The sequence below is a fragment of the Niallia endozanthoxylica genome, from assembly GCF_008710145.1.
GTDB classification, from domain to species: Bacteria; Bacillota; Bacilli; order Bacillales; family Cytobacillaceae; genus Bacillus_BD; species Bacillus_BD endozanthoxylica.
Map to the genome: position 1 here is coordinate 108,096 of NZ_VYKL01000045.1, position 24,606 is coordinate 132,701.

23 protein-coding genes and 4 tRNA genes are annotated in these 24,606 nt (G+C 38.9%); 1 reads left to right on the forward strand and 26 read right to left on the reverse strand.

Going from position 1 to position 24,606, the window contains the following annotated elements; translation table 11 throughout:
• Positions 1-218: 218 nt before the first annotated feature.
• From F4V44_RS23820 to F4V44_RS23920, 21 genes are all read right to left on the reverse strand, one after another.
• Positions 219-1,445 (reverse strand): S1C family serine protease, encoded by a 1,227-nt coding sequence (locus F4V44_RS23820; protein WP_150442504.1) that lies wholly within the window; start codon positions 1,443-1,445, stop codon positions 219-221.
• A 119-nt stretch (positions 1,446-1,564) separates the two neighbouring features.
• The gene (locus F4V44_RS23825; RefSeq protein ID WP_150442505.1) at positions 1,565-2,359 is read right to left on the reverse strand and encodes an MBL fold metallo-hydrolase; all 795 of its coding nucleotides are present in this window, start codon (positions 2,357-2,359) and stop codon (positions 1,565-1,567) included.
• A gap of 6 nt (positions 2,360-2,365) precedes the next feature.
• Positions 2,366-3,172: a two-component system regulatory protein YycI gene (locus F4V44_RS23830; protein WP_150442506.1), complete on the reverse strand. Its 807-nt coding sequence runs from the start codon at positions 3,170-3,172 to the stop codon at positions 2,366-2,368.
• Positions 3,159-4,481 carry a YycH family regulatory protein gene (locus F4V44_RS23835; protein WP_150442507.1) on the reverse strand — a complete coding sequence of 441 codons (1,323 nt, stop codon included), beginning with the start codon at positions 4,479-4,481 and terminating at the stop codon, positions 3,159-3,161. Before F4V44_RS23835 ends, F4V44_RS23830 begins: the two co-directional genes overlap by 14 nt.
• Positions 4,472-6,310 carry a cell wall metabolism sensor histidine kinase WalK gene (gene walK, locus F4V44_RS23840; RefSeq protein WP_150442508.1) on the reverse strand — a complete coding sequence of 613 codons (1,839 nt, stop codon included), beginning with the start codon at positions 6,308-6,310 and terminating at the stop codon, positions 4,472-4,474. Before walK ends, F4V44_RS23835 begins: the two co-directional genes overlap by 10 nt.
• A 6-nt stretch (positions 6,311-6,316) precedes the next feature.
• The gene (yycF, locus tag F4V44_RS23845; RefSeq protein WP_150442509.1) at positions 6,317-7,027 is read right to left on the reverse strand and encodes a response regulator YycF; all 711 of its coding nucleotides are present in this window, start codon (positions 7,025-7,027) and stop codon (positions 6,317-6,319) included.
• 470 nt (positions 7,028-7,497) lie between these two features.
• Positions 7,498-7,570 (reverse strand) — tRNA-Phe (locus tag F4V44_RS23850).
• Between the two features lie 60 nt (positions 7,571-7,630).
• A tRNA-Asp gene (locus F4V44_RS23855) sits at positions 7,631-7,707 on the reverse strand.
• A gap of 59 nt (positions 7,708-7,766) precedes the next feature.
• A tRNA-Glu gene (locus F4V44_RS23860) sits at positions 7,767-7,838 on the reverse strand.
• Positions 7,839-7,842: 4 nt separating this feature from the next.
• Positions 7,843-7,918: transfer RNA gene (locus F4V44_RS23865), tRNA-Lys, on the reverse strand.
• 192 nt (positions 7,919-8,110) lie between these two features.
• Positions 8,111-9,403 carry an adenylosuccinate synthase gene (locus F4V44_RS23870; protein WP_150442510.1) on the reverse strand — a complete coding sequence of 431 codons (1,293 nt, stop codon included), beginning with the start codon at positions 9,401-9,403 and terminating at the stop codon, positions 8,111-8,113.
• A gap of 345 nt (positions 9,404-9,748) precedes the next feature.
• Positions 9,749-11,113 carry a replicative DNA helicase gene (gene dnaB, locus F4V44_RS23875; protein WP_150442511.1) on the reverse strand — a complete coding sequence of 455 codons (1,365 nt, stop codon included), beginning with the start codon at positions 11,111-11,113 and terminating at the stop codon, positions 9,749-9,751.
• A gap of 418 nt (positions 11,114-11,531) precedes the next feature.
• On the reverse strand, positions 11,532-11,978 hold the full coding sequence (gene rplI / locus F4V44_RS23880; protein WP_150442512.1) for a 50S ribosomal protein L9: 447 nt from the start codon (positions 11,976-11,978) through the stop codon (positions 11,532-11,534).
• Entirely contained in the window at positions 11,975-13,948 is a 1,974-nt protein-coding gene (locus F4V44_RS23885; RefSeq protein WP_150442513.1) for a DHH family phosphoesterase, read from the reverse strand. Before F4V44_RS23885 ends, rplI begins: the two co-directional genes overlap by 4 nt.
• A 29-nt stretch (positions 13,949-13,977) precedes the next feature.
• On the reverse strand, positions 13,978-14,913 hold the full coding sequence (locus tag F4V44_RS23890) for a YybS family protein (RefSeq protein ID WP_150442514.1): 936 nt from the start codon (positions 14,911-14,913) through the stop codon (positions 13,978-13,980).
• A gap of 173 nt (positions 14,914-15,086) precedes the next feature.
• On the reverse strand, positions 15,087-15,323 hold the full coding sequence (gene rpsR / locus F4V44_RS23895) for a 30S ribosomal protein S18 (RefSeq protein WP_150442543.1): 237 nt from the start codon (positions 15,321-15,323) through the stop codon (positions 15,087-15,089).
• A 56-nt stretch (positions 15,324-15,379) separates the two neighbouring features.
• Positions 15,380-15,907 (reverse strand): single-stranded DNA-binding protein, encoded by a 528-nt coding sequence (gene ssb / locus F4V44_RS23900; protein WP_150442515.1) that lies wholly within the window; start codon positions 15,905-15,907, stop codon positions 15,380-15,382.
• 66 nt (positions 15,908-15,973) lie between these two features.
• Positions 15,974-16,261 (reverse strand): 30S ribosomal protein S6, encoded by a 288-nt coding sequence (gene rpsF, locus F4V44_RS23905; protein WP_150442516.1) that lies wholly within the window; start codon positions 16,259-16,261, stop codon positions 15,974-15,976.
• Positions 16,262-16,457: 196 nt separating this feature from the next.
• Positions 16,458-17,558: a redox-regulated ATPase YchF gene (gene ychF / locus F4V44_RS23910; RefSeq protein WP_150442517.1), complete on the reverse strand. Its 1,101-nt coding sequence runs from the start codon at positions 17,556-17,558 to the stop codon at positions 16,458-16,460.
• Positions 17,559-17,883: 325 nt separating this feature from the next.
• On the reverse strand, positions 17,884-18,090 hold the full coding sequence (locus tag F4V44_RS23915) for a DUF951 domain-containing protein (protein WP_150442518.1): 207 nt from the start codon (positions 18,088-18,090) through the stop codon (positions 17,884-17,886).
• Between the two features lie 19 nt (positions 18,091-18,109).
• Entirely contained in the window at positions 18,110-18,997 is an 888-nt protein-coding gene (locus F4V44_RS23920) for a mechanosensitive ion channel family protein (protein ID WP_150442519.1), read from the reverse strand.
• Positions 18,998-19,319: 322 nt separating this feature from the next.
• Between F4V44_RS23920 and yyaC the strand changes: the two genes are divergently transcribed.
• Positions 19,320-19,955 (forward strand): spore protease YyaC, encoded by a 636-nt coding sequence (yyaC, locus tag F4V44_RS23925; RefSeq protein ID WP_150442544.1) that lies wholly within the window; start codon positions 19,320-19,322, stop codon positions 19,953-19,955.
• Positions 19,956-20,030: 75 nt separating this feature from the next.
• Here the strand turns inward: yyaC and F4V44_RS23930 are convergent, their stop codons facing one another.
• The 5 genes from F4V44_RS23930 to rsmG form a co-directional block, all read right to left on the reverse strand.
• Positions 20,031-20,735, reverse strand: coding sequence for a DUF554 domain-containing protein (locus F4V44_RS23930; RefSeq protein ID WP_150442520.1), 705 nt, complete (start codon positions 20,733-20,735; stop codon positions 20,031-20,033).
• 108 nt (positions 20,736-20,843) lie between these two features.
• The gene (locus F4V44_RS23935; RefSeq protein WP_150442521.1) at positions 20,844-21,722 is read right to left on the reverse strand and encodes a ParB/RepB/Spo0J family partition protein; all 879 of its coding nucleotides are present in this window, start codon (positions 21,720-21,722) and stop codon (positions 20,844-20,846) included.
• The gene (locus F4V44_RS23940) at positions 21,715-22,476 is read right to left on the reverse strand and encodes a ParA family protein (RefSeq protein WP_150442522.1); all 762 of its coding nucleotides are present in this window, start codon (positions 22,474-22,476) and stop codon (positions 21,715-21,717) included. Before F4V44_RS23940 ends, F4V44_RS23935 begins: the two co-directional genes overlap by 8 nt.
• Before the next feature lie 292 nt (positions 22,477-22,768).
• The gene (gene noc, locus F4V44_RS23945; protein ID WP_150442523.1) at positions 22,769-23,644 is read right to left on the reverse strand and encodes a nucleoid occlusion protein; all 876 of its coding nucleotides are present in this window, start codon (positions 23,642-23,644) and stop codon (positions 22,769-22,771) included.
• Positions 23,645-23,851: 207 nt separating this feature from the next.
• Complete coding sequence (gene rsmG, locus F4V44_RS23950; RefSeq protein ID WP_150442524.1) at positions 23,852-24,568, reverse strand: 16S rRNA (guanine(527)-N(7))-methyltransferase RsmG; 717 nt, start codon at positions 24,566-24,568, stop codon at positions 23,852-23,854.
• Positions 24,569-24,606 lie beyond the last annotated feature (38 nt).

Consider the following 24,606-nt stretch of genomic DNA (forward strand, 5'->3'; position numbering starts at 1 on the left):
ATATCAGTGCTTTTCGACAATATTCACACCCTGTTGATAACTTTTTTTGACATTATTCTACGATTAATCCTTTACCGCCATTCATTTACTTTCGATAAGCTTTTAGTAACTTTTATCTTTTAACATGTGGATAATTAAATGAATAAGCTGTGCACAATTCATCATACATAAAAAAACAGGAAAGCCGAACCGGCCATCCTGTTCTGTGAAAGTATCATCTAATATGTTTCTCCAACTAATTTTAAAGTTGCTTCTTGTCTTTTACCTTCACGATAATAGGTGACTGACATTTGATCTCCTATTTGTTTTTCATTATACAGATGCTTCCGTAATGCGATTACATCATTTATTTTCTCTCCATCCATTTCCACAATAACATCCAATTCCTGCAGACCTGCTTTAGATGCCGGTGAATTGGGTACAACTCTTTCAATCATAACTCCCTCTTTTACATCCCTTGGCAATATTAATGTTTCCTGCTGGTGATATGAGGAGATTTCCGTTACATTTCGAAGCTGAACACCCATCGCTGGTCTTTTTACTTCACCAAATTGCTCTAAGTCCTCAATAATTGGAATAGCTGAATTAATTGGAATGGAAAGGCCAATTCCTTCAACAGCCTCCTGAGCAATCTTCATTGAATTAATACCGATTATCTGTCCGGCAATATTCACTAATGCCCCGCCGCTGTTACCAGGATTGATGGCGGCGTCTGTTTGGAGAACCTCAACCTGCCAATCCTCAACGCCATCCATATTTAAATCAACAGGAATAGTCCGCTCTAAACCGGAAATAATCCCACTCGTTACAGACCCTGAGAATCCCAAGCCAAGTGGATTTCCAATGGCAATAACCGGCTCGCCTGACCTTAAGGTATCTGAGTCACCAAATTCGGCAATCGTTTTAATATCCTTTCCTGGAACCTCGATTACAGCAAGGTCTGTCCAAGGATCACTGCCTTTTAACTCTGCAGAAAGCTTTGTCCCGTCAGATAGTGTTACTTCAAGCTGGTCTGCCCCTTCAACAACATGATTATTGGTCACAATAAAAGCTCTGTCGCCTTCCTTTTTGTAAATAACTCCAGAACCTGTTCCAGCCTCTTGATTAGCACCGCTTTGCTCTGACCAGAAGCTTGCCGATTGAATATTCGTTATCCCAACGACAGCATCACCAGCTTTTTCAACAGCTTTCGTTACTCCTGTTTCTACCTTCAGTGAAACATTTTGAGTAATCAGATTCCCTTTATTATTGTTAGTGTTTACTTCCACCTGATTAGTCGGCTGCACAGAGTAGGGAAGAAGTCCATTATCAGAAAGAGTTGGTACGGCCAATAGAACAAGTAATCCACCTACAATAGCACCTGCCAAACTAGGAAGAAAAAAACCACCTTTTCTTCCTTTTGGCTGCCTCACACGGCTATTTTCATCCTGGTCATAATAACCCACCAAGTCCACATCCTTTCTTCCGATATTTCTCTACGTTTTATTTTACCTACCTAACCAATATTATACTCATCTCATTTTTAAAAAACTAAAATGACGCACTGACAGACGTGCCCCCCGCATCACACAGTTGTAATTGGTATAGGGGTCTTGGGATCTGTATCATAGAGAGTAACCTGTTCCCCAACGATAATTCCCTTTGTTTCAAGCGTTTGAGTAACAGCCATTCTAGCTAAATCCTTCATATTATTATCAAGACTTAAATGGGCAAGATAAATCCCTTTCGTCTGATCACCAATAACATCACTCATCGCTAATGCTGCGTCCTCATTTGAGACGTGACCGACATCGCTTAATATTCTTCGTTTGATATTCCATGGATAGCGCCCCATCCGCAGCATACTCACATCATGATTACTTTCAAATACATACGTATCCGCATTTGAAATCGTTCCCTTCATACGGTCACTTACATAGCCTGTATCTGTAATGATAACTAACTTTTTCCCTTCATGATGAAAAACATAGAACATTGGCTCTGCTGCATCATGTGATACACCAAAGGATTCAATATCAACTGAACCAAAACTTTTGACGGTTTCCATACCAAAGATAAATTTTTGCTCTGTTGGAATTTCCCCAATTAGATGGTCCATTGCCTTCCAAGTTTTCTCGTTTGCATAGATGGGGAGTTTATATTTACGAGCGAGTATGCCAACACCTTTAATATGGTCACTATGTTCATGTGTCACAAAGATTCCCGAAAGCTTACTTATATCACGACCAACTTGTTCAAATAATGCTTCCATTTGCTTGCCGCTAAAACCGGCATCAACTAAAAAGGAATGATTCTCTGCTTCAATAAAGGTCGCATTCCCCGTACTTCCGCTCGCAAGAACACTAAATTGTAACGCCATACTTTCTCACTCCACTATTTTTTTATCTTTTAATTCTACTATTTCGCCTTCAAAGGCACTAACGAAGAGCCTTTCCTTGCCGTTCACGACAAAACACCACGCCGGATTCAATACTTGGTTTGTGTCGGAAAGAGGAACTAAGGTATAGTAGCCTAATTCCGGTTCTGTAATGGAACTATTCGGCTTTAAGAGTCCATTTGTATAAAGTGTTTCAATTGCCTTTATCGGTTGAATAATTTTCTCTGACTTCGAAAGCTTCTCTATTTTTTCAAGATACGTCTGTCTATAAGAATCAATTTCATTATCTTCATTTATATAAAATATAAGTTTCCCGTTATCATTCTCAAATAGTGTTTTCCCTTCAAAGTACTGAGCGTAAGTAATCGTTTTTTCATCTTTGCTTTTTTCCCAAAAGCGATAATCTTCACCATATAGAATGTGATTTTTAATAAAACTATTTAATTCCGACGGACCGAACTTGTCCGATATTTTCATTGGACTATCCAAGAAGGAATCCAATGTTGTACCATCAACAATGTTTAAGGTTTGATCAGCTAATATACTTTTTTCCAAATCCTCATCCTTGAATACCTTCGGCTTTGCCTTTAAGTAATGGTCCTCCACATAGCCTTTCGGCAGTACATCATAGTCAATTTCATCAGCTAATAGGCGCTTTTCAATCGATGCTTCATTTTCCGTTCTCACAACTTCATATTTACTGTCATCCCATATTTTAAAAAACTCATACATTAAGTAAATGTCAAGAATAAGGAAGGAAATGATGAAAATGGTTTTAATTTTACTCCAATCCACTAACTTCCCCTCCAAATTCATTCATTTTAACCGGCTTCCATTCCCCATTATATAAGTAATACCAACTTGGCTCTAATTGAATAAGCAGTGACTGAACATTCATTTTCATGTTATAGCCAATTTTTATATTCTCAAGTAGAGCAGGGTTAAACTGATCTAGATTCTGAATCTTCCCAAGTACTACTTCACCTGAGTCTAACTTTTTATCAGCTGTTGAAGTTAGCAAACCAAGGGAGAAATTATTGCGAATATAGCGGCTGATATCTGTATTCCCCCAAACTAGTTGAATTCTTGGCAAATCTACATTTTCACTAAATACAGGATAGCCGTCTTGTCCATATAGCCTGAAGTATACTGTTTGCTGGTCGTCATTCATTCCGACAAAGCGATAATTGTCAGTCCATCCTCCGTGTCCATTGACAAAATCTATACTCCTTTTTAAAAGGTTATTTGTATCGTTGTCCTGACTTCTTGTCTCTGAAGGATCAATATATTTAATCATATTGGTATCCGTGTTGACTCTCATTAAGCTTGAAGCATCTGTATACTCTTCACCTGTAGCAATATAGTTTTTCTGAACAAGACTTGGGTCGCTGAATAAGGCATCTTTAAATTTGTCTGAATCTAAATGTGAAGAGAGATGTTGATAGCTCATCATTTCTGTTTCTCCTTCAGGCAGGTAAATTCTGCGTCCAGAAACAGTTGTATATGGGAAATACTTTCTAAATGCTTTTGCTGCTTCAAAATATTGCCCCTTAAATTCCGAAATAAAAGATAAGGTCACCATGCTTCTATATACTTTTTCCTCTTCACGCGAAACAAAATAGACAACACCATGCTCTCTTTGTTCCTCATTTAATGGAATAAACACTTGATTAAAGCGGAAATTAGGTACATCCTTTTCCTTTATGCCAAGGACATTTTTATACAAATCAATAGAAATTGAACTAGGAAAAAGAATTTCAACAGCGTCTTGATTATCTACTAAAGAGTAGACATCCGTGCCTTCTAGCGCAATATTCTCAAAACCAGCCAAATTCCACTGGCTTATTTCATTTATTACCTTCTCTATTTCTTCTTCTTTAAGTGACCCAAAATAGCCTCCTTCCATATGGTAGAGGATTTGCTCTGGTCTCACAATATCCTTTAAGGCCTTTTTTGGACTGAGACTCACCTCTTGAACCGTCTCTCCATTTTCTAACTCCTCATAATGTGGCTGATATGTCCATAAAGTCCAGGTTAACAGCAAACTTACTCCAACAAGAATGGATAAGATGATGGATTTAATGCTTTCATATGTCAATTCCATTCATCCTCCTCGTCCTCGTATTTTTCATATGGCAGACTAAAGAAAATTGTCGTTCCCTTCCCTTCAATACTTCTAGCCCATATTTGTCCTTCATGAGCTTCAACCATCTCTTTAGCAATGGCCAATCCAAGCCCGGTACCTCCTAGCTTTCTCGTCCTTGCCTTGTCCACACGGTAGAAGCGTCCAAATATTTTATTTACGTTTCCTTTTGGAATTCCCATTCCCTGGTCTGTAATGCTGACAATAATTTGATCTTCCTGCTCCTTTATCCTAAAGGTTACCTTTCCTCCTTCAGGAGAGTACTTCAAGGCATTGGAAATAACATTATCAATTACCTGCGTCAGCTTATCAGGGTCAATTTCCAATAATACAGGCTTATCTGGAAGCTTTCTTTCAAACTCTACAGTCTGCTCCTTCGTTAGTTCAAATCGGTCGATAATCCGGTTAAAAAACACCACAAAATCAACCCACTCCTTTGATAGTTTGTAGTCCTTACTATCCATTTTCGACAGCTGTAAAAGATCATTCACTAGACGAATCATCCGCTCTGTTTCATTTTGAGCTACATTTAAAAAATTCGGGGCGATGTCCTTATCCTGCCATGCACCATCAGATAACGCTTCTAAATAGCTCCGCATCGTTGTTAAAGGCGTGCGCAGCTCATGTGATACGTTTGCAACAAACTCTCTCCGCTCCATTTCAATCTTTTCCTGCTCCGTAATATCATGTAAAACGGTAATTAAACCATTTACAAAGCCCGTTTCCTTTTGGATAACAGAGAAATTAGCTCGCAAAATATATGGATTATGGTCTGTACTATAATCCAAGATAACTGAATCCTTTTCAGAAACTAGTTCATCGAAGGTATATTCATCTTCTAAATCGAGAAGGGAAACAATTGGTGTAGAAAGTACCGTTTCACGTGAAACATTCAACATCAACGCTGCCTGATCATTAATCAAGATGACGCGGCCTCGTCTATCCGTTGCAATCACGCCATCCGTCATATAGGAAAGAACAGAAGAAAGCTTTCGTCTTTCACTCTCAGTCGAGCTTTGTGCCTCCTGAAGCTTTTTCGTTAAATTATTAAAAGTATATGCCAGCTGGCCAATTTCATCATTGCCATAGACCCTTACCTTTCGAGAATAGTTTCCTTTTGACAAAGCGATAGCCTGCCGTCTCATGTCTGAGATTGGCTTTGTAATGGCTCTTGCGAGTAAAAAGCCTAAAACCACCGTAATAAACAATGCGATAATCGTTCCGGTAATAAAGATTTGATTGATTTGCTTCATTTGGACAAAGACATTTTCAATTTTTGAGACAAGGTAGATTGCTCCTACAACCTTTTCGTTTGAAATAACCGGTTTTGCTAAAACCCAAATCCTCTTTCCTGTTTGGGGGTCAATCATTTCTCGATCGTCAGACTGTGCGGTTGCTATTACTCTCCGAATGATTGTATCAGTTGACTTTTGTCCAACTAATTCCTGATTATCAGGATCAGAGGTGCCGACAATTTTCAGCGTTTTCCCATCAATCACTCGAACCTCAAGAATATCTGCTGTTCGATAATCACCAAGTATGTTTCTAATATTTGTTTCTAAAGATACTTCATTTTCATCAGGTGGCGTATCCTTCGTTAACAGTTCTTCTACATAGTAAGTAAGGAGGTTCACTTTGTCGTGGATCGATGTTTTAAAATTGTCCTTTAAGGTTGTTTCTAACTGTCTGACAAAGTAAACACCAATAACCTGCATGGCAATAATGATCAGCAGCATATAGATAAGAACCGTTTTGTGCTGAACGGATTGAAAAAAACCAACTTTTCTCATAAACAATTATGACTCCTGCTCAGGATTTCGAAGATAATAGCCGACTCCTCTTCTCGTTACAATCCACAGCGGATGACTTGGGTTATCTTCAATCTTTTCTCTTAAACGTCTAACGGTTACATCCACAGTCCGCACATCACCGAAGTAATCATAACCCCAAACGGTTTGTAATAAATGTTCCCTTGTCATCACTTGTCCAATATGCTGGGCTAAATAATGCAGCAGCTCAAACTCACGATGAGTTAGTTCAATGGTTTCGCCCCTTTTTGAAACAATATAGGCATCAGGGTGAATGGTTAACGAGCCAATTGAAATTTCATTCTTTTCCTCTTCCTCTGTCGCTGCAGCAACGGCTTGGTGACGTCTTAAATTTGCCTTTACACGGGCAATTAATTCTCTCGTACTGAACGGCTTCGTAATATAGTCATCTGCACCCAGTTCAAGCCCGAGCACTTTATCAATCTCCGAGTCCTTTGCTGTTAGCATAATAATCGGCATATCATACTTTTTGCGAATTTCACGGCACACTTCCATCCCGTCAAGCTGAGGAAGCATAATGTCAAGTAACACGAGGTCAGGCACAATGGTGTCTACCATTTCTAATGCCTCACTGCCGTCATATGCGCAGGTAACTTCATAGCCTTCCTTTACTAAATTAAACTGTAATATATCTGCAATTGGTTTCTCATCATCAACAACTAGAATTTTCTTATTCATACTTTTCCCTCGTTTCTTTCGATTCTCGAATAACTATCCTTTTCGTCATAACAATCAAATTTGCTCCGCCGAATTTCCCTTAAAAAATTATAAGGTTCGCCGGAGAATTGACTTCATTCAATCGAGGTTTGAACCCTGCTATAATCAGAGAGCCTTTTTACATTCATCCCTTAACTTTAGAAAGGAAGGACTTCTATTGAATGAAGTTAAAAGTTATGAATAAAACATATCATTACATATATGTTTCCTAGTTTACTTTATCATTTTATCCCTTGACATTCACCTTTTTCAATAGAGACTCGTCTCCTTGTTACAGGATTATGACAAAACAAAGAGAGAGAAGGGAGTCGACTCTTTTGCCTTCATTGAGGGAGGAGGGAGGTGATGTACTTTCATTTTAATTCAGTAGATTAAATTTATGTAACAAAAAGGAGTATGACATAAATCATACTCCTTTTTGTTACATAAGATGGCTCAGGACGGAATCGAACCGCCGACACATGGATTTTCAGTCCATTGCTCTACCGACTGAGCTACTGAGCCATATTTTTTATTTATCTAAAAAGTTCTATTTAAACAACAGAAACACTACTGGAATAAATATGGCGGTCCGGACGGGACTCGAACCCGCGACCTCCTGCGTGACAGGCAGGCATTCTAACCAACTGAACTACCGGACCAAATATAATTCTTTAGTATTTAGAAAGCGGAAGCACCTATAGGACTTCCGCTTTCTAAATGACCCGTACGGGATTCGAACCCGTGTTACCGCCGTGAAAGGGCGGTGTCTTAACCGCTTGACCAACGGGCCACAATGGTGAGCCATGAAGGACTCGAACCTTCGACCCTCTGATTAAAAGTCAGATGCTCTACCGACTGAGCTAATGGCTCATACTGATTATTGTTTTCTTTCTTAACGACGCTTCCTATAATATCATAGATAAATAGAACAATGCAATCATTTTTTTATCTTTTTTATAAAATAGAGAAGAGAAGCCCATAGCTTCTCTTCTCTATAAATGTCCAACTGTATATCTGTCTAGCTCCAGCGCCTAGCATCTAGTGGACTTCCGCTTTTCCTTATTAAGCTTGGCGCCAAGGGCTACGAATTACATTTGTTTGTGTACGATCAGGCCCTACAGAGAATGTTGTAAGCGGAATCCCTGTTAATTGAGATACTCGCTCTACATAATGACGGGCATTTTCTGGAAGTTCGTCAAGTGAACGGCAACCTGTAATATCCTCTTTCCAGCCTGGTAGTTCTTCATATACAGGCTCGCATGCTTCAAGCACCTTGAGACTTGCAGGAAACTCTTCAATAACTTCCCCTTTATAACGATAAGCCACACAAATTTTCAACGTCTCTATTCCAGACAATACGTCGATGGAGTTAAGAGATAGGTCAGTCAATCCGCTGACACGGCGGGCATGACGGACAACCACGCTGTCAAACCAGCCTACGCGGCGCGGACGGCCTGTTGTTGTTCCATACTCTCTTCCTACTTCACGAATCTGATTACCGATTTCATTATTTAATTCAGTAGGGAAGGGACCATCACCTACACGGCTAGTATAAGCTTTACATACACCAACTACATGTGTAATTTTTGATGGGCCCACACCAGAACCAATCGTTACTCCGCCTGCAACCGGATTTGAAGAAGTGACAAATGGATATGTACCTTGGTCAATGTCTAACATAACACCCTGTGCACCTTCAAACAATACACGGCGGCCTTCATCCAATGCATCATTTAACACAACAGATGTATCACATACATATTGTTTAATCTGCTGGCCATATTCATAATACTCATCTAAGATATCTTCAATTTTAAAACCTTCTGTTTCATAAAATTTCTCTAACATACGGTTTTTTTCTTTTAAATTATGTGCAAGTTTTTCTTCAAATACTTCACGGTCTAAAAGGTCAGCAATCCGGATTCCTGTTCTAGCGGCTTTATCCATGTACGCAGGCCCAATTCCCTTTTTTGTTGTGCCAATCTTATTCGCACCTTTGCGTTCCTCTTCCACCTCATCCAAGCGGATATGATAAGGTAAAATCACATGGGCACGGTTACTTATACGCAGATTATCAGTAGATACATCTTTATCATGTAAGTAAGCCAATTCCTGAATTAATGCTTTTGGATCTACAACCATTCCATTTCCGATAACACTAATTTTCTCTTTGTAAAAAATTCCTGATGGAATTAAATGAAGCTTGTACGTTTCACCATTAAATTTGATTGTATGCCCAGCATTATTACCGCCTTGGTAACGAGCAATAACTTCTGCATTTTCTGACAGGAAGTCAGTTATTTTTCCTTTTCCTTCGTCTCCCCATTGCGTACCAACAACTACTACTGATGACATGAAAGAAGCACCTCCAAAGGTTACGATCATTATTTTTTAGTATAAATAAGTATACGTTTGCTACCTAGTGCAGTGTCTTGCCTCGATGCACGGGTTACAGTAAAACCAATAACCTTCCCGAGGATATAAGACAAAAAATGGTATATTTATCAAACAACATAAGTTTACCAATGTATTTTCCCAAAATCAACAAAAACCGAACGATTTAGATAAAATTTAATAATATGTTCGTAAAATCTGATACTTATAGTTTTCAGTTAAATAGATTAATAAAGACGAAGAATATAAAAAAGACCTGAAGGCACCAGCATGCCATACAGATCTTTTTTAAATTGAAATTTATTGTTATGCGCCGGGCGGAACAGCAGAATCATCAAATCGCCGCTCCAAATTGACAAACTTATTATACTCTTTTACAAAGGCAAGAGAGACTGTCCCTGTTGGGCCATTACGCTGCTTGGCAATAATGATTTCAATAATATTCTTATTCTCTGATTCTTTATCATAATAATCATCACGGTACAAAAACGCAACGATATCGGCATCCTGCTCAATACTTCCTGATTCACGGATATCTGACATCATCGGACGCTTATCCTGACGCTGCTCAACACCACGCGAAAGCTGAGAAAGAGCAATAACAGGCACCTGCAGTTCACGGGCAAGCCCCTTTAAAGAACGGGAAATTTCCGATACCTCTTGCTGACGGTTCTCGCCGGAACGGCCGCTTCCTAAAATTAACTGCAGGTAGTCAATCAGGATCATTCCAAGTCCATGCTCCTGCTTTAGACGACGGCATTTTGCACGAATGTCCTGCACCCTAACTCCCGGTGTATCATCAATGAAAATCCCTGCATTCGAAAGACTTCCCATGGCCATCGTCAGCTTACCCCAGTCTTCATCAGTCAATTGTCCTGTTCTTAATCTCTGGGCATCTATATTCCCCTCAGCACAAAGCAAACGCATAACAAGCTGTTCCGCACCCATCTCCAAACTGAAGATAGCAACATTTTCACCTGTTTTTGTTGCAACACTCTGAGAAATATTTAACGCGAAGGCTGTCTTACCAACAGAAGGACGGGCCCCAACAATAATTAAGTCGTTTCGCTGAAAGCCTGCTGTCATTTTATCAAGCTCTGTGAACCCAGTAGCGATACCGGTAATTTCGCCGGCACTATTATGCATCTGCTCAATATTGTCGTAGGTACGAACTAAGACATCCTTAATATCGTGAAAGGCACCTGAATTTTTTCTTTGTGAAACAGCTAAAATATCCTTCTCCGCTTCACTTAGCAAAACATCTACTTCATCTTCACGTGTATAGCCTTCCTGGGCAATATTTGTTGCCGTACGAATCAATCTGCGTAAAATGGACTTTTCTCCAACAATTTTCGCATAATATTCAATATTTGCTGCAGTCGGAACAGAACCAGCTAATTCACTTAAATAGCTGATTCCGCCGACATCCTCAAGTAGTTTCTTTGCAGCAAGCTCTTCTGTAACGGTAATTAAATCGACAGCTTCGCCCTTGTCATTTAATGAAAGCATTGCATCAAAAATCCGCTGATGGGCGCCGCGGTAAAAATCCTCCGGAATCAAGATCTCGGATGCCAACGTAAGTGATGACGGCTCAAGAAAAATAGCCCCTAAAACTGCTTGCTCAGCCTCCAAATTTTGAGGAGGAAGACGATCCGCCATTATTTCACTCATTCATTAACCCCCATTCGAAAAGTATAAGCGCCTGCCATAGTTGTACGTAGACTAAAAGCTAAACGCTCGAACTAGACATTATCGGAGAGCATTCGCCCTCTTATTTAATACTATATAAATAGTATACTCAATCTATATAAAACATCTATTATCGTAATCTATTATTATTAATCATTTTAACATTAATTAGAATATAAAAAAGCACCCTTATTTATAACTAATCACGCACATCACCAAAGACATAATCAATCGTGATTTGCTTCCATAGCAGCTAAAGGGAGCCTGTGAAAAACTTCGTTATTTAGAGAATGTGACCAGAAGACTGATCACATCCCTGACACTTTTATATTGTAACATGTTTTTAATAGAATGGAACTTCCAAAATAAGTATAATTAGCTGAATGCGCTTAATCTGCTATTATGCTTCTTTCACATGAACATTTAAAGTAGCTGTTACCTCCGTATGAAGTTTTACAGGCACCTTTGTATAACCTAATGAACGTATAGCATCTTCAAGTTCAATTTTACGCTTATCAATTTTAATCCCGTGCTTTTTCTGTAACTCTTCTGCAATTTGCTTGCTTGTGATAGAGCCAAATAAGCGGCCTCCATCCCCAGATTTTGCAGTCAGTTCGACTGTAATTTCATCAACCTTTGTTTTTAATCGTTTTGCTTCTTCAAGCTCTTCTGCAGCTACTTTTTCTTCCTTTTTCTTTTGCGCATTTAAGTTGCTGATATTTGCTGAATTTGCTTCTACAGCCAAACCTTGTTTTAATAGAAAGTTGTGTGCATAGCCGTCAGCTACATTTTTCACTTCACCTTTTTTACCTTTACCTTTAACATCTTTTAGAAAAATGACTTTCATTCTTTTGTTCTCCCTTCAAAATATTCATCAATTGCATCCTTAAGACTCTGCTGGGCCTCTTCAACTGAAACCCCAGTTAATTGGGTTGCGGCATTAGTTAGATGGCCTCCTCCGTTCAGAGCCTCCATAATGATTTGGACATTGATATCCCCTAAAGAACGGGCGCTAATACCAATCATATTTTCTGAGCGCTTGGAAAGTACAAAGGATGCTTTCACTCCATCCATTGATAACAAAGTATCCGCTGTTTGAGCGAGTAACACTTGATTATATACTTCATCTTCCTTGCCCGCAGCAATGACAATCCCATCGTGGTAATAAGAGACCGACTCAATTAGCTTGGCTCTTCTTACATACGTATCGATATCTTCCTTTAAGAAACGCTGAACTAAGACGGTGTCTGCCCCGTGAGCCCGCAAATAGGAGGCAGCGTCAAAGGTTCTTGAACCAGTTCTTAATGTGAAACTTTTCGTATCAACAATGATTCCTGCCAACAAAGCAGTAGCCTCCAGCATTTCAATTTTACTATTCTTCGGCTGATATTCAAGTAATTCCGTTACCAGTTCAGATGTTGATGATGCATAAGGTTCCATATACACAAGCAGCGGATGGCTGATAAATTCTTCACCGCGGCGATGGTGATCGATGACCACGGTATGATCAATCTTAGTTAATAGTCTTTCCTCTATTACCAATGACGGCTTATGCGTATCAACAATAACTAGAAGGGTATCTTCAGTTGCAATTTCCAATGCCTGCTCAGGTGTAATAAACCGAGAAAACAATCCCTCATTCTTTTGAATTTCCTCCATCAGTCTTCTGACACCGGTATCAATTTCATTAAAGTTAACAACAACATAGCCTTCACGCTGATTCATCTGTGCAACCTTTAATATACCAATAGAAGCGCCAATTGCATCCATATCAGGATATTTATGTCCCATGATAATAACCTTTTCACTCTCTATGACCAATTCCTTTAGAGCATGGGAAATAACGCGGGCTCGAACTCTAGTCCTTTTTTCAACTGGATTGGACTTACCGCCGAAAAATTTAACCTTGCCGTTTGATTGTTTAATGGCAACCTGGTCACCGCCTCTCCCAAGTGCAAGGTCAAGGCTGGATTGCGCAAGGGCACCGAGCTCTGGCAGGGAAGAGACACCTGTTCCTACCCCGATGCTTAATGTCAAGCCAACATTTTGCTTCGCTGTAGAATCACGCACATCATCCAATATCGTAAATTTCTCTTTTTCAAGGTCCTGTAAAATGGATTCATTAAAGACTGCTATATAACGGTCAGATGATACTCTCTTAATAAACAGACCGTTTTCCTGTGCCCAACGATTTAAAATAGAGGTGACTAAGTTATTGAGATTGCTTCTCGTAGGGTCATCCATTCCTTGTGTCACATCATCATAGTTATCAAGGAATATCACAGCAATAACTGTTCGTTCCTCCTCATAAAGCTTTTCAATTTCAGCCTGCTCGGTAACATCTAAGAAGTAGAGAAGCTTTTCATCACGCTTATGTATGACTCGGAATTTTCGATTGTGAAGAGTTATAATCTCCGTCTCTACTTCCTGCTTTATTAAAGGTACTACCGATTCTGCTACATCGTATAATGATCTTCCTATTAGTGTATCCTCAGAAAAGCAGGATGAAATAAATGGATTTGTCCATTCAATATAATAATCATCATTAATCAGCATAATTCCAATCGGCATCTCCATTAGTGCTTCTTCTCCGACCTTTTTGACACGATAAGAAAGGGTTGAAATATATTCTTCTATTTCTTTCTTTTCCCGTTCATCATAAAGTATGATGAAAAAAAAGAGGGGAGCAACCAGGACAAATCCGGCAGCACTTATCAGCCAATTATAGTATGCTGTGAACCCTAGAAGCACCACTGTTACACCCATCAATCCAATTAAAAGATAACGAATGGATCGCTTTTTTAAGTTTAAAGGCATGATTTCAGCTCCTGAACAGTAGTGTTTAGTTATCTTAATATCCTTTTCCTTAAATCAAATCCTAAATCAATTATACCTAAAATCCACACAATATAAAGAAGAAACGGCATAATGAATACTAAGATGGTTATGATGATTGGCAGAACCTTTGGCCACCCTTTTAAGTGACTATAGAACCATATAAAGGAAAGTCCCTGAATTACCAATAATAATTGTAGTATAAACAGGATATTTGTTAAAGCTAAATGGAAATAGCCCCCATCTTCCGCTTGAATAAATAAAGAAGCAAGCAGAGCAACTAGAAAATAATACATAAGGCTTCTTGGAAGCATAAGCTCTCTAAATGATTGCCATTCGCCAATTTTCACCCCGAACCTTTTTAGAATAGGAAAACTGACTAACTGGATAAGAAATACCGTCGCCAAGGAAATCATAACAAACATACTTGGCACAAGAGACTGAAGCAGGTCAATTCCTGCATTTAATTGTTCAATTAGAGCTCCATTCGGTCCCTGACCAAGACTCTCTAGCATATTCATTGATTGATCAACAGATTCTCGAACTAAATCAATACTCTGTCTGATAAAATCCATTTTAAAAAAGGCAACTGCAACCGCGTATTGAATGACCAGGGTCAAAAGGAAGGTGATGGAACCCGATAAAAACACAGCAGCTCTTCCTTTTTGGTTACGGACAAAGTCACCCATAACAATTCCTGTTAATCCATAGGCAAGCGTCAATGGAATAGCAAAGAAAGTACCAACAATCAACGACAAAAGCGTAGCGGCAACCATAAAAACAACGGCAGACTGCCGGTTATGCTTTGCTGCAAACATAATAAATGGGAGGGATAGGAATAAGTTAACAACCGCTCCTAAAATCGGCACATAAATCGTGATAAGTAACATAACAGCATATGCAGCTAATAAAATAGCACCCTCTGTCAGCTTATGTACATTTTTCAATTTTACACCCCTTACTGAGGATTATGTTCATTTTTCCTTATTACTTCATTTTATCGACTATCTTCTTGATGTTCAACCATCCTACTCATGAAGCACAATAGGCTCAACAATCTTATGAACAAAATAAAAAGGACACCATTCAAGATGTCCTTTCATTTTTATCAATCTGTTAATTATTCGCCAGATACGTATGGTAATAATGCCATTGTACGAGAACGTTTAATAGCAGTTGTTAATTTACGTTGGTATTTAGCGCTTGTACCAGTCACACGACGAGGTAAAATTTTACCGCGTTCAGAGATGAATTTTTTCAATAAATCTACATCTTTATAGTCGATGTGAGTGATACCATTTGCTGTGAAATAGCAAACTTTACGACGTTTTGCACGTCCGCCTCTGCGTCCACCCATTGCCATAGTTCATTCACTCCTTTACAAATATTTTATTCCGTTCAAAGGCTTTCGTATTAGAATGGAAGATCATCATCAGAAATATCAATTTGACCGTCCTGAGCAAATGGATCCTCATCCAAACGGGTATAGCCTTGATTGTTTGGTCTGTTTGGCTGTTGACGCTGCTGATTCTGATTGTTGTTTCCGTAACCGTAATCCTGAGGACCGCCGCCGAAGCCGGCATTGCCAAAGTCGCCTCTGCCACCGCCGCCGCCAGAACTGCCTTTGGGTTCTAAGAATTGTACACCTTCAGCAACAATCTCCGTAACGTAAACGCGTTTGCCATCTTGTCCTTCGTAATTTCGTGTTTGGATACGACCATCCACGCCAGCAAGACTTCCTTTTTTCAAGAAGTTTGCCACGTTTTCAGCCTGTTTACGCCAAACTACGCAATTAATAAAGTCTGCTTCCCGCTCACCTTGTTGATTTGAAAATGTACGATTCACAGCCAAAGTGAAAGTTGCAACAGCTACACCGCTTGGCGTATAACGCAGTTCAGGGTCCTTTGTTAGACGACCAACAAGAATAACACGATTGATCATCAGAATCAACTCCTTCCAACAGCTATTTGTTTCCTGTAATACAAGTTTTGCAAATTTATATTAAAATTACTTTTCGTTTTTAACAACAATATGACGAATGATGTCTTCACTGATTTTAGCTAGACGGCTGAATTCTTCAACTGCAGCTGGCTCAGCATTAACATTGATTAGCTGGTAATAACCATCGCGGAAATCATTGATTTCATATGCAAGACGGCGTTTACCCCAATCTTTAGCTTCTGTAATTTCCGCGCCATTATCAGTTAAGATACCATTAAAACGCTCTACAAGAGCCTTTTTAGCTTCATCTTCAATATTTGGGCGGATGATGTACATAACTTCGTACTTTCTCATCACGTTCACCTCCTTTTGGTCTAAGCGGCCCATATTGGGCAAGGAGCAATTATTCATTACTCACAGAATGAAATTATAGCATAGCGATAAATGAAAAGCAATGTCGAATTAAAAATAATAAAGGTGTCAGGCACCACAGATGGACAAATATACGTACTTTGTCTTTTTGTGGCGCCTGACACCTTAGGTTTATTGATTATACATTGAAACGGAAGTGCATGACATCTCCGTCTTTTACTACATATTCCTTACCTTCAAGACGAACTTTACCAGCTTCTTTTGCAGCCACCATATTTCCAGCTGCTAACAGATCCTCATATGATACTGTTTCAGCACGGATAAATCCTTTTTCAAAGTCGGAGTGGATAACGCCTGCACATTGCGGCGCCTTCATGCCGGTACGGAACGTCCATGCACGTACTTCTTGTACACCAGCTGTAAAATAAGTAGCTAATCCTAATAAGCTATATGCCGCTCTAATCAATTGGTCAAGACCTGATTCAGCAATTCCAAGCTCTGAAAGGAACATTTCTTTCTCTTCTCCTTCAAGCTCAGAAATTTCTTCCTCAATCTTGGCACAAATAACGATTACTTCTGCATCTTCTTTTGCTGCAAACTCTTTAACCATTTGCACATAAGGATTGCCAGATGGGTCTGCTACATCATCTTCACTCACATTGGCCACATATAGAACTGGCTTAATTGTAAGAAGATGAAGAGCCTTTACATATTTCTGCTCTTCTTCTGTAAATTCAACTGTTCTTGCCGGCTTGTCTGCCTCAAAGGCTTCTTTCAGTTTTTGTAAAGCATCAAACTCAACAACAGCATCTTTGTCTTTTTGTTTCGCTAATTTTTCAACACGACCGATACGTTTTTCAACTGATTCAAGATCCGCTAAAATCAACTCAAGATTAATTACTTCAATATCGTCAATTGGATTGACTTTTCCTGAAACATGCGTAATATTTTCATCCTCAAAGCAGCGGACAACCTGACAGATAGCGTCTACTTCACGAATATGAGATAAGAATTTGTTTCCTAATCCTTCACCTTTACTTGCTCCTTTTACAATCCCGGCAATGTCAGTAAATTCAAATGTTGTCGGTACCGTTTTTTTCGGCTGAACCAATTCCGTTAGTTTATTCAGACGATCATCAGGTACCTCTACAACTCCCACGTTCGGATCAATTGTACAAAATGGATAATTGGCAGACTCAGCGCCTGCCTGGGTTATTGCATTAAATAAAGTAGACTTCCCGACATTCGGTAATCCTACAATTCCAGCTGTTAAAGCCATCCTCGTCACTCCTCAAGATATAGTAGCAAAAGTCAATACAACCTCTATTTTCAAGTAAAAATTATTTCATTTTTACCAAGTAAAACGAATACAAACCTCAAACAATTATAGTGATTTATTACGAAATGCGCAAGGTGCCTGCTTATGAGGAACGCAGACTAAAAGCGCCACATCCTGCGGCAACGTCTGCATGGCCCGCATCCTGCGGGCCTCAAGCATAAGACGAGCCGTCAAGAAGGTTGTTCTTTAACCTTCTTGACGGCTTGGCTGTAGACCAAAGAGCCGATGGCGCCTGGAGCTAGACATCTCCAAAAAGAGCAAATGATTATTCAAGTTCTTCCTCATGTTTTACGAGTATTTTTTTCATTTTACGGGTAAACTCTTTTCTTGGAATCATAACACTATGTGAGCAGCCTTCACATTTGATGCGGATATCCATCCCTAATCTGATAATTTTCCAGCGGTTCGTTCCACACGGATGGGCCTTTTTCATTTCTACAATATCATTCAAACCAAATTCTTTTGTTTCCATTCCAATACCTCCTATTCCGCTATACTCCTTTTTTATAGGCCGCTTCATGTTCCTGCCTAGAATACATGACAAGCCTTGGATACGGGATTTCAATTCCGTTTTTATCCAAACAAAGCTTAATTTCCTTTCTCAATTCTCTGGCAATGGGAAAATGCTTCATGGGAGCTGTTTCAGCCGTAACCCGCAGCATCACTTCTGAAGCACCCATACTCTGAACACCCAACAATTGAGGCTCTGATACAATATCTTCATATTTATCCCTTAGTGTAACAAGTAAATCTTTAATGACTTGCTCTACTCTTTTTATATCTTCTTCATAAGAAACGTTGATGTCAACAACCGCAATACTATTGTGGAGGGAAAAATTAGTTACTTCAATAATACTTCCATTCGGTAAAATATGAAGTTCTCCTGTCCACTGTTTAATTTTTGTCGTCCGTAAACCGATTTCTTCAACCGTTCCTTCGAACTGGCCAATTCGTACATGGTCACCGACGGAAAATTGATCTTCAAAAATGATAAAAAATCCTGTAATAATATCCTTTACAAGGCTTTGTGCTCCAAACCCGACCGCTAACCCAACAATTCCGGCTCCTGCTAACAGAGCTCCAACATCGATGGTAAGGGTTGAAAGAATCATTAATATCGCAATGAAGTAGATAACATACGTCAAAACATTTTGTAATAGCTTTAAAAGTGTTGCTTCCCGGCGTTCAGAAATTCTTAGCGGCGAATGCCTTCTGGCAGCAAAGATGTTTTGAATGGCAAGTTTTCCAAGCCGAACAATAAGCATGCTAAAAATAATAATACCTAATATCTTCAAACAACCTTCACCAATGCTTAACCAAATTTCCTCATTTGACAACTTTTCCGAAATATTTCGTATGATTTTTGTAAAATAATTCATCTTCTCACCCTAAATATTTTTTTGTATTTCTATTTCTAAAACATCATTTTAACAACTATCGATTTCACTTTGAAGAAGAATGTTTTCACTTTCTTTATCAAGCGGTTTTACATTATAAAGTTTTTACTATTCCCTCATGAAAAATTAAATCATCAAAGATATGTATAGATATTGATAAGTATCCGTATACTAATAGAAAACTGTTTATGAAAAGGATTTATAAAGGTCTCTTCAATATTTACAATAGTCAGTTCTTTAATAGATTCCTTTGTAAAGAGTCCCAATCCATTTACCAGCTTTTAAATAGGGGGGAGAGTACATGTTGAATTATAAATCGAGCCTTTTTAATAAAATAAAAAATGAAGAAGTCAGAGTGAACCATCATGAAGAAGATGCTGTAGATAAGGTGGCAAAGGAATTATTCGCAAGAATGCCCGCATCATTAAGTAATCGTCCCATCGTCTTTGTCTGCATCGGAACAGACCGTTCAACAGGCGACTCCTTAGGACCGCTAATCGGCACCTTACTCCAAGAAAAAACACCTCAATCCTTTCACGTATATGGAACATTAGCAAACCCAATTCACGCCTTAAATTTATCTGAGAAATTAACAGAAATTAAAACAAAGCATATAAATCCATTTATTATCGGTATTGATGCCTGCTTAGGAAGACTCAAAAGTGTGGGTGTCATCCAAATAGGAAGTGGACCAGTCAAGCCCGGTTCAGGAGTCAATAAAGATCTCCCAGCCGTCGGAGATATCCATATTACAGGCATAGTCAATGTAAGTGGATTCATGGAGTATTTTGTTTTGCAAAATACAAGACTTCATCTTGTGATGGAAATGGCCAAAACCATTGCTGACGGCATTTATCATACAAGCAAGTACTATGAACCAAAATACTCCTTTTCTAAACTAAAATGGACCATAGACCATAACCAAGAACAAACAAACTAAATATATCTTATGGTGTCAGGCACCGCAAAAAGACATTTTGCTTCAGTTTGTCCTTTTGTGGTGCCTGACACTTTATTAAGAAATAAAATACATTCCTGTAACAATAACTGTTGTGACAAGAATTCCGGGTAATAGATTGGCTACCCTTATTTTTGTTAATCCTGTCACATTCAAACCGATGGCAATAATCATAATTCCACCTGTCGCCGTCATCTCAACGATAAACTGGTCCATTAAGGCAGCAGGGACTATACGGTCAATTTGAGTAGCAAATAAAGCAATAAGTCCTTGATATAAGAAGACTGGAATTGCTGAAAAGATCACACCAATCCCTAATGTAGTAGTTAAGATAAACGCAGTAATTCCATCAAGAATTCCCTTTGTATACAGAACCGAGTGATCACCACGAATCCCGCTGTCCAACGCTCCAAGGATGGCCATAGCACCAATAACAAAAATTAGGGTAGCTGTAACAAAGCCCTGTGCAATGCTGCCCTGTGCTTTGGGACCCAATTTATTTTCCAGCCAGATTCCCAAATTATTCAGCTTATCCTCGAGTCTTAACATTTCACCTATCATCGTACCAAACGCCAGACTCAAAATAACAATCAAGAAGTTTTCACTTTTAAACCCCATTTGAATTCCCAAAACCACAACAGCAAGTCCTATAGCATACATAATAGTCATTTTCATTTGTTCGGGAATCCGATTGAGGAACTTGCCAATAATGGACCCAAAAATAATTAAGAGACTATTCACGGCCGTCCCTAATATAAACATCACTTTCACCTCATAAGAAGAAGGGAGGGATACCCCCTGTCTATATTCTTTCATTTATTCTATCCATTTCAAAAAAATAAACCATCCAAGTTTGATGGTTTACATGACCTATCTAGACTCTAGCATTTCCAATATTCGTTCCAAGTCTTCGTTCGAGAAAAATTCGATCTCTATTTTCCCTTTATCTTTATTTTTTGTTTGCTTAATATGAACCGTTGTGCCAAATCTTTCACGCAAATTTGTTTCCTGTGCTTTTATAAAAATATCTTTCTCTTGTACAGGCTTCTTTGTTTCACGTGGAACAGGGTCATTTAACTGCTGGATTAGCTGCTCTAATTGTCGAACATTTAATCCATCCTTTAACACTTTTTCAACAATACTTGGAATTGCTTCCTTTTTACGAAGTCCCAAGAGCGCACGTCCATGTCCCATCGAGATTTGACCTTCTGTAATAAGTTCTTGAATTTTCGGCGGGAGAGACAAAAGACGGATATGATTTGCAATATGCGGTCTGCTTTTTCCAAGTCTCTTTGCTAATTCTTCTTGTGTAATGTTTAATTTTTCAATTAATAATTGATAAGCTGCCGCCTCTTCGATTGGAGTCAAGTCTTCCCGCTGAAGATTTTCAAGAACGGCAAACTCCATCATTTGCTGCTCTGTCAGTTTCCTGACAACAACCGGTATCTTTGTCAGATTTGCTGCCTTTGCCGCTCGATATCGTCTTTCACCTACAACAATTTCATAGCCCTTTATTGTTTTTCTCACAATAATAGGCTGCAAAATTCCATGCTCGATGATAGATTGTTTCAATTCTTCAATGGCTTCTGCATCAAAGACTTTCCGTGGCTGATAAGGGTTGGGTTTACAATCGTTAATATTAATTTCTTCAATGACTTCTTCTTGTTCATCCTTTTCTACTTTTGGTAATAAGGCATCGAGCCCTTTACCAAGACCTTTGCCTAATCCTTTACCAAGACCTTTAGCCATTCTTAACCACTTCCTTTGCCAAATCTAAATACACTTCAGCACCGCGAGATTTAGAATCATAGATTATAATTGGTTCGCCATGACTTGGTGCTTCACTTAGGCGTACATTTCTAGGAATGATGGTTTTATACACCTTGTCTTGAAAATACTTTTTGACTTCATCAATGACTTGAATCCCCAGATTAGTCCGAGCATCAAGCATGGTTAACAGGACACCTTCTACCCTCAAATCATTATTTAAATGCTTCTGTACTAAACGGACCGTATTCAATAGCTGACTCAGTCCCTCTAAAGCATAATACTCACATTGAACCGGAATAAGGACAGAGTCAGCAGCGGTCAATGCATTAAGCGTCAGTAAACCTAGTGAAGGAGGGCAATCAATAAGAATATAATCAAATTCATCGATTACCTTTTCGAGCGCCCTTTTTAAGCGAACTTCCCTTGAAATCGTTGGAACCAACTCAATTTCCGCTCCTGCAAGCTGAATGGTGGCCGGGATGGAATAAAGATTATCAACGGCTGTCGGTCTTACTGCATGACTGGCTTCCACATCATCAACCAATACATCATATATACATTGACTAACATCAGCTTTTTCAATTCCCACACCACTTGTCGCATTTCCTTGTGGATCAATATCTACCAATAATACTTTTTTTCCTATGTAAGCTAAGCAAGCTCCAAGATTAACAGTAGTGGTAGTCTTACCCACACCGCCTTTTTGGTTTGCTATTGCAATCACTTTTCCCACATTACCACCTACCTTTATTTCCATGGAAATTTTTCTATTATTAAATAAGTCTATTATTTTTTTCGGCTATTGACTTCAACAAGATATTCCTCCATACAGCCGCTTCCACTTTAAAGTTCATGTAATCTATTTTATCATGAATTAAATAGGATAATAGAACTTTCTTGAAGATAAAATTAAGAGGAGTAATAACTTATCATATAAAAAAGAGAGTGTGCTCGGACACCCTCTTTATAAACAGTATAAACTATTAAAATAGCAAGCGGCATAATCTAGGCCTCAACTGCATTTCTTATTTCTTTTTCGGTATTTTAATTGTGAATTGATAATATTCTTCATGTTCCTCTTCATGTGTGTCAAGCTTAATTCCACTGTCTGTCACCATAGATAAGGATTGCCTAATTGTATTTACAGCAATTCGCATATCCTTGCTGAATGCTTTTCGTTTCGGCTTTGGCTTTTCAACTGCTTGTGCAAGCAATTTCGCAACGCGTTCCTCAGTCTGCTTAACATTCAGGTTTTTTTCAATAATTTCCTCTAATAATTTCACTTGTTTTTCCGGATTCTTAAGCGGTATCAGTGAGCGGGCATGGCGTTCTGTAATGATTTTGCTCAATAAAGCATCCTGTACTTCCTGTGGCAACTTCAATAAACGCAGCTTATTTGCAACAGTTGACTGCCCTTTTCCAAGTCGCTGCGCTAGAGCTTCCTGTGTTAGTTGATGAAGCTCTAACAGCTTCCCGTAAGCGATGGCTTCTTCGATTGGAGAAAGCTCCTCCCGCTGGAGATTCTCAATCAGTGCAACTGAAGCTGTTTCTGTATCATTTAAATTTTTAATGATAGCTGGAACTAAGTCCCATCCAAGTTTTTTCATTGCCCGCCATCTGCGTTCACCAGCAATAATTTCAAAGGAATTTCGTCCAAATTCCCGTACCACAATTGGCTGAATAATCCCGTGCGTATGAATGGTACGAGATAATTCTTCAATTTTATCATCATCAAAGACGGTTCTTGGTTGAAAACGATTTGGTACAATTTGATCAATTGGAATCTTTTTTATTTCTTCATTTTTTACTATTTCATCAAGATCAGCTTCTGCCGTATTCTCATTTTCCAACCGGTTTTCCTTTTCGCCGAGGCCAAAAAAGCGTGAAAAAGAATGCTTCATCACCCTGCACCACCTTTACGAAACTCCCTAAATACTTATTCTCGAAGAAAACGACAAGTCCTCCTAATATAAAGGAGATTTAGTATCTAAATCGTTTCCTTCGCTAATTATGTCCTCTTTTTTCTATCATCAATCGCTATGGTAAAAAAACTATTATTCATTCTTTTATATAATGAATTATGCCATATTTGAAAAGAAAAAGTAACTTTATTCAATAGGGCTTCGATTAGGTGTTCCTGGTTTCCGAGGATATTTCTTTGGTGTCGTCTTCTCTTTCCTAACTAAAAAGATATTTCGTTCGCTCTCCTCAAAAGGTAAGGAGAAAGCGAAAGAGTCTTCTACCGCACCGCCTAATAATGATATGGCCTTTTTTCCAGCCTGAAGTTCTTCACTTCCGCTGGCACCCTTCATCGCAATAAAGGTACCACCGACCTTCACAAGCGGCAGACAAAGTTCACTTAAGACGGACATTCTTGCCACAGCTCTTGCAGTCACAACATCATAGGCTTCTCTATGTTCTTTTGATTGGCCAAAGGTTTCAGCACGATCATGGACAAATTGAACATCCTTAAGCTGCAGCTTCTCTGCTAAATTTTCCAGGAAATGAATTCGTTTATTAAGCGAATCTACAATCGTGACATGAATCTTTGGAAATGCAATTTTTATAGGGATGCTTGGGAAACCGGCACCAGCACCAACATCACAAACCTTCAGCTCTTGATTAAAATTAAAGTAAAAACCAGCTGTAATCGAGTCAAAGAAGTGCTTTAAATACACATCTTCCTTATCAGTAATGGCTGTTAAATTCATCTTTTCATTCCATTCAACAAGCAGCCGGTAATACGTTTCATATTGTTCCACTTGAATTGAAGTAAGTGAAATCCCCTTCTCCGCAAGCAGCTTAATAAATTGATCTGTATTCATCGACAAATCCTTCCTACTTTTCGCTAGATTTACCCTAC